We start from the raw sequence: 14,125 nt of genomic DNA, 5'->3' as shown, positions 1-14,125 counted from the left end.
TTTGTTTATTTCTGCAATTCCATACGTTTAATGTCACCGACAATAAACAGGTAGCAAACCATTGCCATCAGCGCTGAGCACCCTACAAACATCAGCGCGGCATTAAATGAGTGCAACTCGCTCACCAGATACCCAATCACCAACGGAGTAACAATGGAGGCCACGTTGCCAAATACGTTAAATACGCCACCACACAGACCGACAATCTCTTTCGGCGCGGTATCGGAAATCACCGGCCAGCCCAACGCCCCGAAGCCTTTGCCGAAGAACGCCAGCGCCATCAGCGCTACTACCAGAGCGGTGTTATCGGTGTAGTTACACAGAATAATGGTTGATGCGAGCAGCATGCCGAGCACAATCGGCAGCTTACGCGCCAGGGTGATGCTGGAGCCACGTTTAATCAGATAATCAGAGAACACCCCACCCAGTACGCCGCCAATGAATCCACATAGCGCCGGAATAGACGCCACCAGACCAACTTTGAGGATCGACATACCTTTTTCCTGTACCAGGTAAATCGGGAACCAGGTAAGGAAAAACCAGGTAATTGTGTTAATAAAATACTGTCCGAAGAACACGCCAAGCATCATACGGTTGGTGAGCAACTGCTTGATATAATGAAGCTTAGGACCACCAGACTTCACATCGCCCGGCTTCTTATGGTCCATATCCACGACCGCGCCGTTTTCAGAGATAAACTTCAGCTCTTCTTGCGACATACGCGGGTGATCGGTTGGGTTATGAATAAACTTTACCCATAGCCCGGTGAGCACAAAACCAATCGCCCCCATCACTGTAAAGACGTGTTCCCAGCCCCAGGCGAAGGTCAGCCAGCCCAGCAGCGGAGAAAACAGCGCCAGGGAAAAATACTGTGCGGAGTTAAAAATCGCGGATGCCGTACCGCGCTCTTTGGTCGGGAACCAGGCCGCCACGATACGGGCGTTGGCCGGGAAGGAAGGCGCTTCCGAGAAGCCCAGCATAAAGCGCATGATGAACATTGAAATACCCGCCCAGGCCAGCGGGAACATGTCGACAAAGCCCTGCAGGAAGGTAAACAGCGACCAGAAGAACAGGCTCCAGGTATAGACTTTCTTCGAGCCGAACTTATCGAGCAGCCAGCCGCCGGGGATTTGCATCAACAGGTAAGCCCATCCGAAAGCGGAAAAAATATACCCCATTGAGATGGCACTGAGGTGCAACTCTTTCGCCACTTCCGTGCCGGCAATTGACAGCGTCGCACGGTCCGCATAGTTAACGGCAGTTACAATAAAAATTATCAGTAATATTAAATAGCGGGTATGTGTACCTTTCTTTTTTTCGACAATTGCATCCAAAATCATTCTATTTACCTCGGGTACATAAAAATTTTTATTATTATTTGTTAGCTATCCCTGGTGATAAATTACCGATAATAAAAACACATAATAATTTATCAGACGTTATGAAACCGTGATTTAGTATAATCAGCGGCGCAACGTTAATCATTGTGCATACGCTCACTAATCACGCGACATTAAAATAATATTTTGGGCATATGCACACATACATGGGCGCTAATGCACACATTTACGTATTCCTGTCCCTGGTAGCGCGGCCTTGCTGAGTTTAAGTGATCATGATCACATTCTTAATTTTAAACTCCTGACATTCTTATTTCACGATACCGAATCTTTATTACTTACAATTAGATTCAAAATATAAATACCCACACTATTATCACCACCTTGTTGGAGAATACTGGACAATGGCCGACATCGAAATCAGACAACAATCGCCAACGGCGTTTTATATTAAAGTTCACGCAACAGATAATGTGGCGATTATTGTCAATGACAATGGTCTGAAAGCCGGAACGCGTTTTCCAGACGAACTCGAACTCATTGAACATATTCCCCAGGGTCATAAAGTGGCGCTATGCGATATTCCTGTTCACGGCGAAATAGTGCGTTATGGCGAAGTGATAGGCTATGCCGTTCGCGCTATCCCGCGCGGTAGCTGGATTGATGAATCCATGGTTGAGCTGCCCAAGGCCCCGCCGCTGGAGACGCTGCCGCTGGCAACCAAAGTGCCAGAGCCACTGCCGCCTCTTGAAGGTTATACCTTCGAAGGCTATCGCAATACAGACGGCAGCGTTGGCACCAAGAATCTGCTCGGCATCTCCACCAGCGTGCACTGCGTTGCGGGCGTGGTGGATTATGTGGTGAAAATCATTGAGCGCGATCTGCTCCCCAAATACCCGAACGTTGACGGCGTGGTGGGGCTTAATCACCTGTACGGATGCGGAGTGGCGATTAACGCTCCGGCCGCCATTGTGCCGATTCGCACCATCCATAATATTGCGCTGAACCCCAACTTTGGCGGTGAAGTGATGGTTATTGGCCTCGGCTGCGAAAAACTGCAACCGGAGCGACTGCTGGAAGGGACTCACGATGTAAAAAGTATCCCGGTCGACAGCGCCAGCATCGTCAGTCTGCAGGATGAAAAGCACGTCGGCTTTCAATCGATGGTTGCTGATATTTTGCAAGTGGCAGAACGCCATCTGGCAAAGCTCAACCAACGCCAACGTGAAACCTGCCCGGCATCAGAACTGGTGGTCGGAATGCAGTGCGGCGGTAGCGATGCCTTTTCCGGCGTGACGGCCAACCCAGCGGTGGGTTATGCCTCCGACCTGTTAGTACGCTGCGGCGCGACCGTGATGTTCTCGGAAGTGACCGAAGTGCGCGATGCCATCCACCTTCTGACCCCGCGCGCGATTAACGAAGAAGTAGGTAAGCGCCTGCTCGAAGAGATGGCCTGGTACGATAACTACCTGGATATGGGCAAGACTGACCGCAGCGCCAACCCTTCACCGGGCAACAAGAAAGGCGGTCTGGCAAACGTGGTGGAAAAAGCGCTGGGCTCAATCGCCAAATCTGGCAAGAGCGCCATCGTCGAAGTATTGTCGCCGGGCCAGCGTCCAACCAAACGAGGTCTGATTTACGCCGCAACGCCCGCCAGCGATTTTGTCTGCGGTACGCAGCAGGTTGCTTCCGGGATCACCGTGCAGGTATTCACCACCGGTCGCGGTACGCCGTACGGCCTGATGGCGGTGCCGGTGATAAAAATGGCGACGCGTACTGAGCTGGCCAATCGTTGGTTTGACCTGATGGACATCAACGCAGGTACCATCGCTACCGGAGAAGAAACCATTGAAGACGTGGGTCTGAAATTGTTCGAGTTTATTCTCGAGGTCGCCAGCGGGCGTAAGAAAACCTTCTCGGATCAGTGGGGACTGCATAACCAACTGGCGGTGTTTAACCCGGCGCCAGTGACCTGATTATCGAAACGAAAGCCAACGAAAAAACGGGGATTTATCCCCGTTTTTTATGTCTATGTAACAACAAATAAAGTGATAACGTTCGCATTTTAAGAGGTTTTTTTAAACATCTGTTTTTTTCGATTCAAACCCACAAAATAAACCTAACAACATGAAATTAAACGAAATAATATCGCCATTGTTTTATGTTATATTTTCGTTTTGATAAAAGAGAAACCTACCGAAAGACGACCTTGTTTTAATGCGATAATCCCCTATTTTTTACCGCTTTGACTTTCTCCGATGTAAAACAGATTATTCATAGGCTCCTGTAATTTACCTCATAAGCATTCTGACCTGAATAAAGAGGGAAGTTATGTATACCCTGAATAAAAATAATGTCGCATTGGCCTGTCTTATTTCCTGTTTACTGGCAACTCCTGTCGTCGCGAGTGCTGAAGGCCAATCGGACGCAAAGCCTGTTAAATTACGCTACACGTTATGGGACCGTAATCAACTCCCTGGCGAACAACAGCTCGTTAATGAATTCGAAAAAAACAACCCTGGCATCAAAGTCGAAATCGAATTAACACCTTATGACCAATATTTTATCAAGCTAAGTTCAGCAGTCGGTGGAAATGTAGCACCGGATGTATTCTGGATGAATATGCCTAATTTCCAGCAATATGTTAAAAATGGCATGCTGGAACCACTGAGCAATTATCTGAAAGAGAAATCAGCGCCGAAACTGGATGATTTTGTTAAAAGCTCAGTCGATGCCTATCAATACCAGTCGCAGCAGTATGCCATCCCAAGGGATATTGATGCAATTGCCGTCTGGTACAACAAAAAAATGTTCGATCAGGCTGGCGTGAGCTATCCCGATAAAAACTGGACATGGGACGATTTAAAACAAAAATCAGTGCAGTTGCGTAAAGGGCTGGATAAACAGTCTTATCCACTAGCAATGGAATTCAGCAGCGGGCAGGACAGTTACTTTAATCTGCTATTACAGGCTGGCGATAAGATTGTCCTGCCTGAGGGCAAAACGGATGTTGCCAATGACAAAGCCATCGCCGTCTATCGCGATGTTCAAGGCATGCTGAACGCGGGACTAATCCAACCGCCAGGCGAGATGGAAGCCTCGGATGTCTTCCAGTCAAACCGGGTAGCCATGGTCTACGCAGGCTCATGGTGGGCATTACCCTTCTCTCAAAATGAGCTGATTAAGGATCACATCGGCGTGGTACCAATGCCTAAAATGGCAGAGCAGGCAGGTGTATCCCATAGCCTGGCATTTGCCATGTCAGCAAAAAGTCAGCATAAAGATGCGGCGTGGAAGTTCATTGAGTTCATGAGTTCTGAGCATGCGCAGCAGACGCTGGCTACGGGAAAAGTCGTGATCCCCGCGAACCAAAAAGTGGCCAAAGAGTGGGCTGAAGGCTTTAAGGGTATTGATGTTTCAGCCTATATAGATTCATTGGCTTTCTCACATAAATATCCAACCGCAGGCTCTAATACCGCCAAGTGGAATAGCATCCTGAATGATGGCTTGAAAAAAGTCTGGACGGGTACTGACCCAGAAAAAGTCATGCCTGGTGTTGCAAAACGCGTTGAACGAGAAATGCAGAAATAATCCTGAGGGAGCCATGCTCCCTCTCGCTTTCGCCCACGCAATATATTTTGGTTGCACAGTGAGCATCCCGGAGTCTGTATGAGCTATTCAGATGAAACTGCATCCCCACAATTACCAGCCAGGGAAGTGCACAAAAAATCCCTGACCAAGCTGGAAAAAGAAGAACGCTTCTGGGGATGGATAATGATTATGCCGTTACTGGCGGGGTTAATTGTTTTTTACTTTACTCCATTCTTCCAGAACGTTTTTTATAGTTTCACCGACCTGGGCGAGTTTCAGATCTGGACGACAATCAGCTTAGATAACTATATTAATTTATTCAGCGATGATGAGTTTCGTTCAGCAATATATAACACCCTGGCCTATGTTTTTATTTGCGTACCGATAATCACCATTTTGTCATTACTGCTCGCAATTGGCCTGAATCAGGCGATTCGCGGTCAGTGGTTGTTTCGCACGCTGTTATTTCTACCCGCTGTCACTATGCCTGCGGCCATTGCTATGGTCTGGCAGTGGTTGATGAACCGAAACTTCGGCTTAATTAATCAGATCCTGGCTTTTTTCGATCTTCCGGCTATCGGTTGGTTATCCGATCCCGATGTCGTCCGCCTGAGCGCCTCGTTGGTTATCATCTGGTCGGCTATTGCGCTGAAGATGATCATTCTGCTCGCTGGATTGCAGGGGATCCCCAAACAAATTTATGAAGCGATGTCGCTGGATGGCATCAGCAAATTGCGTGGATTCTGGTCTATTACTTTACCGCTAATGATCCCAACGCTGTTTTTCGTACTGGTGATCTCTTTTATCGAAACGCTGCAAATTTTCGATGTGGTTTATCTGCTGTTTGGTAGTTCATCCATGGTGGACGATCAGACGATGACCATCGCCTATCTCTTCTATAAATACGCCTTTATCTACCATGAAAAAGGGTATGCCTCAGCAATCGCCGTGGTGATTTTCGTTATCACGATGGTCCTGACGCTGCTGCAAATATGGATTGGTAAACGACTTAAAGCACAGTGAGGCACCACGATGTTCATGACAAAACGTGAAAAATGGCTAATTTACGGCCTGATGATCCTCGCGACGCTGGTAACGGTGGTTCCGTTTATCTGGATGATCATCACCTCTTTTAAAACCCAGGCAGAAAGCATCGCCTTTCCGCCGATCCTGCTACCCGCCAACCCAGGGTTTCAGGCTTACGGTAAAATCTTGCATGAAATGCCTTTTGGCAGCTTTTACTTTAACTCGATCGTCTCCACGCTGATCATCGTCATTTTGCAGACGCTGATTGCGGCAATGGCAGCGTACGGTTTCTCCCGACTGCGTTTCAAAGGACGAGATGTCCTGTTTATGCTGTGTATTTCAATTCTGATGGTGCCCGGTCAGATCTTTTTAATCCCACAGTTTTTAACCGTTGAAAAAATCGGTTTGCTGAACTCAATTCCTGGACTGGTGCTACCGGGCTTATTCAGCATATATAGCGCCTTTTTATTACGTCAGTTTTTTCTGTCAGTACCTAAAGAACTGGAAGAAGCAGCCATTATGGATGGGTATAACCATCTGACTATTTTCTTCAAAATTATGCTGCCATTAATTAAACCGGGACTGATTGCCTGCGTCATTATTAACGGACTGTGGAGCTGGAATAATTTAATGTGGCCGCTGATCGTCAACACTTCCATGGATAAAATGACATTACCAGTAGGATTAGCCTCACTTTCTGGCCGCTCAGGCGTGGAATATCCGATGTTAATGGCAGGCGCATTGCTGGCGATTATCCCGATGTTGTTACTTTATATCTTCTTCCAGCGCTATTTTATTCGCGGCATCGCTGGTGCCGGAATTAAAGGATAAGGGGCAGTGTTATGTCAGGTATTCAATTACAGGCAGTAAGCAAAGTCTATCCCAATGGCTTTCAGGCGATCCATGGCGTTGATCTTGAAATCCACGACGGCGAATTCATGGTGTTTGTCGGGCCATCAGGCTGCGCCAAATCAACGCTGCTACGCATGATTGCAGGTCTGGAAGATATCACTCATGGCCATATCGCAATCGGAGAGAAGTGCGTCAACGACCTGCTACCAAAGGAGCGAGGCGTTGCCATGGTCTTCCAGAATTATGCCCTTTATCCCCACATGACGATTTATAAAAATATGGCATTCAGTCTGTTAGGGAAAATGAGCAAAGAAGAGATTGATATCCGCGTCCGGGAAGCAGCACACAAGCTGGAAATCGAAACATTGCTCGACAAAAAGCCCGGTCAGCTTTCAGGCGGTCAATGCCAGCGCGTAGCCGTTGGCAGGGCCATCGTGCGTAAGCCAGACGTTTTTTTGTTTGATGAGCCGCTGTCCAACCTGGATGCAAAACTGCGTGTTTCAATGCGCGTGCGGCTGACAGAACTGCATCGACAACTGCGTCACGAAGGCGTGAGCGCAACCATGGTGTACGTCACGCACGATCAGATTGAAGCGATGACTATGGGAGACAGGATTTGCGTTCTAAATGGCGGCCGTATTATGCAGGTGGATACCCCAGGGAATATTTACCATCACCCCAGGAATAAATTTGTTGCTGGTTTTATTGGTAATCCGGCAATGAATATTATGCTGCTTGATATTGACCCCAGCACTCGTGGCCTGCGCCTGGCTGATAATTTAATCCTGCCACTAAATACGCGCTTGAGTAACCTACTGGAGCAATATCCGCACTCCAGCGTCTGGTTTGGCATCCGCTCAGAAGCCATTCAGTTAGCCTCGCAGCATGATGCCTCGGCGTTCGATGCGCACATTACCAACGTAGAAAGGATGGGCAACGAAGACCTTCTGCATTTTGATATTGGTGAGCAACATATGATCTTACGTATTAACTCCTCACCCGACTGGACCCCACTTCCCGGTGAATCTATCAAAGTGAAATTTAATCTGGAAGCCGCCTTTTTGTTTGATAAAAAACATGAAGAAAATTTGGTCTGACCGTTATTCAGGCTAAGTGAAAAATGAGAGGTTTATATGTGTGCGAATAAAGTGACCGTATTAGTGGTAGGGGCTGGTGCGCGCGGAGAAATATATTCTCGCTATGCGCTTGAACATCCAGACAGAATGCAGGTGGTAGGCGTTGCCGAACCCAGAGAGGCATACCGCCAGCAGTTTGTCGCACAGCATAAGATTGACCCAAATAACGTGTTTTGCGACTGGCAAGAAGCTGCGGCCCAACCCAAAATGGCCGATGTGGTACTTATTTGCACGCAGGATAATATGCACAAAGATCCTGCCGTGGCGTTTGCTAATCTCGGCTATCACATTCTGCTGGAAAAACCGCTCGCCCCTACGCCAGAAGATTGCCGGATCATTATTGATGCGGTCAAACGCAACAACGTATTACTGGCCGTCGCGCACGTCCTGCGTTACACCCGCTATACGCAAAAGCTGAAATCACTGCTTGATGATGGCGTAATTGGCGATATTGTCAGCATGCAGCATCTCGAACCCGTAGGTTACTGGCATCAGGCGCACTCGTTTGTACGTGGTAACTGGCGCAATGAAGCAGAATCGTCATTTATGTTGTTACAGAAATCCTGTCATGATTTGGACTGGATCCGCTACATCATGAGCGACAACTGCCAGGACGTAGGATCATTTGGTAGCCTGAGTCACTTTGTGAAAGAGAATCAGCCTGCTGGTGCCGCCGACCGCTGCCTTGATTGTCAGGTTGAAGCAACCTGTCCCTGGTCTGCCTGCAAAATTTATCTGGGTGAAAACCACAAATGCACTCCACACTTCCGTCGGGTGCTGACTGCAGATCCTAGCGAAGAGAATGTTCGCCAGGCGCTGCGCGATGGGCCTTATGGTCGTTGCGTTTATCGTTGTGATAATGATGTGGTGGATCATCAGGTTGTTAACTTACGTTTTGCCCACCAACAGACAGTGACCTTTACCATGACCGCGTTTACCAAAATGGAAGATCGAAAAACGCGCCTGTTTGGCACCAGAGGTTATCTGGAAGGTGATGGCGAGCAAATCCGGGTGTTTGATTTCCTGACAGACAAAGAAACAGTGCATCAGATCGAGGAGATCGCCGCTGGCACACAAACCCAGATGGGGGGGCATGGTGGTGGAGATTACTACCTGATGGATCGCTTTATCCACGCAGTGATGGCCAACGATCAAAATATGATTCTTTCTGGCCCAGATGAATCACTGGAAAGTCACTTAATGGTCTTTGCCGCAGAGCGCGCTCGCAAGGAAAACTGTCTGGTTACGCTGTGAAGCCGGAGGAGATGAGGCATGTTTTACGGTGTTGATATTGGTGGAACCAAAACTGAAATTGTCGCTTTTGATAAGGAAATGCAGGTTTGCTGGCGTAAGCGCGTCGCCACGCCAGTGCAGGATTATGAACTCTTTCTTTCGACCTTTACTTCACTTATTGATACCGCCGACTGGGCGACTGGAACGCAAGGAAAAATTGGCATCGGCATGCCCGGTCTTATGGACAGACATACCGGAAAATTACTGTCATCTAACGTGCCTTGCCTCACAGGACGCCAGGTGATGAACGATCTGGCCCACCGCCTCAATCGTTCGGTTGAACTGGACAATGACTGCTGCTGTTTTGCACTCTCGGAAGCCCATACCCAGCAGGCTCGCCAGTTCTCCCGAATTTTTGGTGCCATTATTGGCACCGGCATGGGTGGAGGGTTAGTCATTGACGGTCAGTTGTATCGGGGTCGCAACCGAATGGCCAGTGAGTTCGGCCATTTACCGCTTCCGGCAACGTTTATGCGTCGTTATCACTTGCCTGAGTTGAAGTGCGGCTGTGGCTTACAAGGGTGTCTGGAACGCTATCAATCCGGTCCTGGTTTACTGTGGCTCCACAAACACTTCAGTGGAGAACAACTCAAAATGGAGACCCTGCTGGAGCATTATCGTCATGGCAATGCCAGCGCCGTTACTACCATAGAAGCATGGATTGATATGTTGGGTTGTACGCTGGCGCAATTGCAGTTGATTCTGGATGTCGATGCTTTTGTTCTCGGCGGTGGAGTTTCCAACATCGAGGAAATTTATACGTTGCTGCCGCAGGCCATGTCACGTTACTTGTTCCCGGGATTAGAGCCTGCCCGCGTATTCCCGGCCATCCATGGTGCATCCAGCGGGGTTCGCGGTGCCGCATTGCTGCTGGTTGAACAGGGTACGCTGACCCACTAAAACACTGCTGGCGAGAAAATCTCGCCAGCAATTTCAGTTATTCATCCGCAATCACCACATCCACCCCAAGCTGGATTAACGTCCGGTGATAATTTTCAGGGATACCGCTGTCGGTAATCACCCGGTCAATCCCGCTGATTTCGCTAATCATACAGAAACTTTTGCGGCCAAACTTGCTGGAGTCAGCGACTACCGTGACCTCCTGTGCAACCTCACACATTACCTGATTCAGATGCGCTTCTCCCGGATGTGGCGTGGTTATCCCTGCTTCCAGGCAGAATCCATCAACGCCCAAAAAAAGCTTATCAAACCGGTATTGTCTGAGCTGGTGTTCTGCTGAAGGGCCATACAATGAATAGACGCTTTGCCTGACGTTCCCTCCCAGGATCATGACGTCTACGCGCTCAAAATTCGCCAGCTCCCACGCAATGTTGAGCGCATTGGTCATCACCACCAGATCGCGGCGATTCTTTAACATTGGAGGAATGAGCGTGGTGGTCGAACCGGAATCGAGGATTAACGTGTCACCATCTTTCACAAAGCTGGCTGCTTTTTCGGCAATACGCGTTTTCACATCGCGATTCAGCCGGTCCTTATCCTGCAAAGGTCGGTCAAGGGCAAAGTGCTGATTGAGAACCGCCCCGCCGTAGGAGCGCATGACGCATCCTTTCTGCTCCAGATAACGTAAGTCGTTGCGGATCGTGACCGATGACACACCAAAATGGACGCTCAGTGGCTCGACACGAACGCTACCCTGATCGCACAGCAGATCAATTATTTGCTCGCGACGTCTTAAGTTATCCAGCATTTCTATTGCTCCATCAAATATTCATGTTGTTTTGTTTTAGCGCTTTAGCACTTTCGTTTTCTTTTGAATATATTACATCAGAAGCAATAAGGTGAATTTGTGCGCACAGACTCAGCGTTTAATTTAACCAAAACTGACTATTTTCTTTCGTTTTAGCAAACCGAAACGAAGAAAACCGAAAAAATGAAAAGACTCAAAACGGGTAAGATGCGAGAAAGAGACGGGAAGCATGCAAAAAAACGAAAGCGAGCTACTAAAAAAGCTCGCTTATGGTTTGTTTTTGTTTAATTGAATGGGATCACATTTTTGAATTTTAGAGCGGGACTACTCAACAATGATCACTTCAACACCGCTGCGGCGTAGTTCCTGCAAACTCTCCTCTGGGATACCTTCATCAACAATGATGGTATGGATCCTCTGAGTATCAATGATCTTATGCAGGCTGGAGCGGTTAAACTTCGTCGAGTCGGTAACAACAATAATACGTTCAGCCACTTCACACATCCGACGGTTGAGACGCGCTTCATCTTCGTTGTGCGTGCTAACACCACGCTCTAAATCAATAGCATCAACGCCAAGAAACAGCATGTCGAAGTGATAATTTTGGAGCGATTGCTCTGCCTGATCGCCATAAAAAGATTGTGACTGACGACGCAAATGACCGCCGGTCATCAGCAGCTCAACCCCTTCTGCTTCCAGTAACGCATTGGCGACATTCATACCGTTGGTCATAGCAATGACATTGGTATGCTGGCGCATCAGGCGGGCAATTTCATAGGTCGTGGTACCGGAGTCAAGGATCACGCGGTGTCCCGGTTGAATCAGCTCTGCGGCGGCTCTGGCAATACTGCGTTTTACTGCCGTATTAAGTGAACTCTTATCTTCAACAGAAGGCTCCACAACAGGCGCATTGCTTTCGCAAATCAGCGCCCCGCCATAGGCACGTACCGCAATCCCCTGCTTTTCCAGAAAAGCGAGGTCGTTGCGAATAGTGACCGTGGAGACGCCGAAAAATAAGGAGAGATCGTTAACCTGAACGCTTCCCTGCTGCCGTAACCGCTGGATGATCTGCTCACGTCTTTCGCTGGTGCCAATAACGCGCTTGTCTGCAGAGGACTCGGTGTTACTCATAAGAAATCCTTTAGTTGAACCTTTCGTTTTATTTCGTTTTATCTATTAACGCCTTTCTTTTACGCGAATGCAAGCCCCGCAAGCAGGGAAGAGCCGGACGAACTTACGCTGAAACCTTTCATTGCGTTTCTTTTGTGAAACAGATCGGAAAACTATTATCTTTCGTTTTATTTTTATAACACCATAATGCAGTATTAAATGAAACAAAACGAAAGATTGATGTCGCAGTAATCTGACCTGGAGAGGAAAGTGAAACATCTAACTAAAATGGTCGAGCAGCATAAACGGGGGAAAGCAAACGGGATTTATGCCGTTTGTTCCGCGCATCCAATCGTACTGGAAGCCGCAATACGCTACGCCCATGCCAATCATACACCGCTGTTGATCGAAGCAACCTCTAATCAGGTTGACCAGTTTGGCGGCTATACAGGTATGACGCCAGCCGATTTTCGCAGTTTTGTCTGCCGATTAGCCGACTCGCTTGATTTTTCTCAGGATATGCTGATTCTCGGCGGAGACCATCTCGGGCCAAACCGTTGGCAAAATCTGCCTGCGGAACAGGCAATGGCCAATGCTGACGATCTGATCAAGAGCTATGTCGCCGCAGGCTTTAAAAAAATCCACCTCGATTGCAGCATGTCTTGTGCCAACGACCCGGTTCCACTGACAGATGAAATCGTCGCTGAGCGCGCCGCACGCCTGGCCAAAGTCGCCGAAGAAACCTGTATGGCACATTTTGGCGAGTCTGACCTAGTCTATGTGATTGGCACAGAAGTTCCGGTTCCTGGTGGCGCACACGAAGCGTTAACCGAACTGGCGGTAACAACGCCGGATGCGGCACGCGCAACGCTGCAGTCCCACTATCACGCCTTTGAAAAGCGCGGGCTGGAAGGTATATGGGCACGTATTATCGCCCTGGTCGTGCAACCTGGCGTTGAATTCGACCACACGCACATCATTGATTATCAACCGCAGAAAGCCGTGGCACTCAGCAAAATGGTGGAAGACTACGACACGCTGGTTTTTGAAGCGCATTCTACCGATTACCAAACGCCTCAGTCCTTGCACCAGTTGGTTAAAGATCATTTCGCGATCCTGAAAGTCGGCCCGGCGCTGACCTTTGCCCTGCGCGAAGCGTTATTTTCATTAGCCGCTATTGAAGAGGAATTGCTGCCCGCAAAAGCCAGCTCAGGCCTGCGACATGTCCTGGAAAGCGTGATGCTTGATCGTCCGGAGTACTGGCAGAGCCACTATCACGGCGATGGCAATGCGCGCCGTTTGGCCCGCGGATATAGCTACTCAGATCGGGTTCGTTACTACTGGCCGGACAGCCAGATTGATGAGGCATTCGAACGTCTGGTGCGTAACCTGGCCGACGAACCGATCCCGTTACCGCTGATTAGCCAGTATCTACCCTTGCAGTACGTAAAAGTGCGCGAGGGAGATCTCAGCGCGACACCGCGAGAACTCATCATTAACCATATTCAGGACATACTGCAGCAATATCACTGCGCCAGCCTGGGTGATTCATCCCATAACGCATAACAAGAAAGAGAAAAATACCATGCCAAACATTGTATTAAGTCGCATTGACGAACGTTTAATTCACGGTCAGGTCGGTGTGCAATGGGTCGGATTTGCGGGGGCAAATCTGGTGCTGGTCGCCAATGATGAGGTGGCTGAAGATCCGGTGCAGCAAAACCTGATGGAAATGGTTCTGGCGGAAGGGATTGCCGTGCGCTTCTGGTCACTACAAAAAGTAATCGACAATATTCACCGTGCCGCCGATCGCCAGAAAATTTTGCTGGTCTGCAAATCGCCTGCGGATTTCTACCGTCTGGTCGAAGGCGGTGTTCCTGTTAATCGTATCAACGTTGGCAACATGCACTATGCCAACGGCAAGCAGCAAATCGCCAAAACGGTTTCTGTAGACGCTGCCGATATAGCGGCGTTCAACGGGTTGAAAGCCGCTGGGGTGGAATGCTTCGTTCAGGGCGTTCCAACAGAACCCGCCCAGGACCTCTATAAACTTCTCTGAGGGATTCACA

12 protein-coding genes are annotated in these 14,125 nt (G+C 48.8%); 9 read left to right on the top strand and 3 right to left on the bottom strand.

Annotated elements, in window-relative coordinates; genetic code table 11:
• Positions 1-5: 5 nt before the first annotated feature.
• Positions 6-1,340 (bottom strand): MFS transporter, encoded by a 1,335-nt coding sequence (locus tag FDW96_RS03850; RefSeq protein ID WP_061382501.1) that lies wholly within the window; start codon positions 1,338-1,340, stop codon positions 6-8.
• Between the two features lie 404 nt (positions 1,341-1,744).
• On the opposite strand from FDW96_RS03850, the gene garD reads away from it, so the two are divergent.
• The 7 genes from garD to FDW96_RS03810 all read left to right on the top strand — a co-directional run bounded on the left by garD (position 1,745) and on the right by FDW96_RS03810 (position 10,138).
• The gene (garD, locus tag FDW96_RS03840; RefSeq protein ID WP_137365235.1) at positions 1,745-3,316 is read left to right on the top strand and encodes a galactarate dehydratase; all 1,572 of its coding nucleotides are present in this window, start codon (positions 1,745-1,747) and stop codon (positions 3,314-3,316) included.
• 355 nt (positions 3,317-3,671) lie between these two features.
• Positions 3,672-4,931, top strand: coding sequence for a sugar ABC transporter substrate-binding protein (locus FDW96_RS03835; RefSeq protein ID WP_042311206.1), 1,260 nt, complete (start codon positions 3,672-3,674; stop codon positions 4,929-4,931).
• Positions 4,932-5,009: 78 nt separating this feature from the next.
• Positions 5,010-5,954, top strand: coding sequence for a carbohydrate ABC transporter permease (locus FDW96_RS03830; RefSeq protein ID WP_042311208.1), 945 nt, complete (start codon positions 5,010-5,012; stop codon positions 5,952-5,954).
• A gap of 9 nt (positions 5,955-5,963) precedes the next feature.
• On the top strand, positions 5,964-6,788 hold the full coding sequence (locus tag FDW96_RS03825) for a carbohydrate ABC transporter permease (RefSeq protein ID WP_137365234.1): 825 nt from the start codon (positions 5,964-5,966) through the stop codon (positions 6,786-6,788).
• 11 nt (positions 6,789-6,799) lie between these two features.
• Complete coding sequence (locus FDW96_RS03820) at positions 6,800-7,906, top strand: ABC transporter ATP-binding protein (protein WP_042311210.1); 1,107 nt, start codon at positions 6,800-6,802, stop codon at positions 7,904-7,906.
• 36 nt (positions 7,907-7,942) lie between these two features.
• Positions 7,943-9,199, top strand: a complete 1,257-nt coding sequence (locus FDW96_RS03815; RefSeq protein WP_042311212.1) for a Gfo/Idh/MocA family protein — start codon at positions 7,943-7,945, stop codon at positions 9,197-9,199.
• Positions 9,200-9,217: 18 nt separating this feature from the next.
• On the top strand, positions 9,218-10,138 hold the full coding sequence (locus FDW96_RS03810) for an ROK family protein (protein ID WP_008785896.1): 921 nt from the start codon (positions 9,218-9,220) through the stop codon (positions 10,136-10,138).
• Positions 10,139-10,175: 37 nt separating this feature from the next.
• On the opposite strand, the gene agaR is transcribed toward FDW96_RS03810, so the two are convergent.
• On the bottom strand, positions 10,176-10,946 hold the full coding sequence (gene agaR / locus FDW96_RS03805) for a transcriptional repressor AgaR (protein WP_003024920.1): 771 nt from the start codon (positions 10,944-10,946) through the stop codon (positions 10,176-10,178).
• 324 nt (positions 10,947-11,270) lie between these two features.
• Positions 11,271-12,077 carry a DeoR family transcriptional regulator gene (locus FDW96_RS03800; protein WP_003024922.1) on the bottom strand — a complete coding sequence of 269 codons (807 nt, stop codon included), beginning with the start codon at positions 12,075-12,077 and terminating at the stop codon, positions 11,271-11,273.
• A 249-nt stretch (positions 12,078-12,326) separates the two neighbouring features.
• Between FDW96_RS03800 and kbaZ the strand changes: the two genes are divergently transcribed.
• Both kbaZ and agaV read left to right on the top strand, forming a co-directional pair.
• Positions 12,327-13,622: a tagatose-bisphosphate aldolase subunit KbaZ gene (gene kbaZ, locus FDW96_RS03795; RefSeq protein ID WP_137365233.1), complete on the top strand. Its 1,296-nt coding sequence runs from the start codon at positions 12,327-12,329 to the stop codon at positions 13,620-13,622.
• Positions 13,623-13,641: 19 nt separating this feature from the next.
• Entirely contained in the window at positions 13,642-14,115 is a 474-nt protein-coding gene (gene agaV, locus FDW96_RS03790; protein WP_038634137.1) for a PTS N-acetylgalactosamine transporter subunit IIB, read from the top strand.
• Positions 14,116-14,125: the final 10 nt, after the last annotated feature.

Source organism: Citrobacter sp. TBCS-15, from assembly GCF_005280815.1.
Classification (GTDB): Bacteria; Pseudomonadota; Gammaproteobacteria; order Enterobacterales; family Enterobacteriaceae; genus Citrobacter; species Citrobacter werkmanii.
Note: the sequence above shows the minus strand (reverse complement) of the source record. Positions and strands in the feature narration are given on the sequence as shown.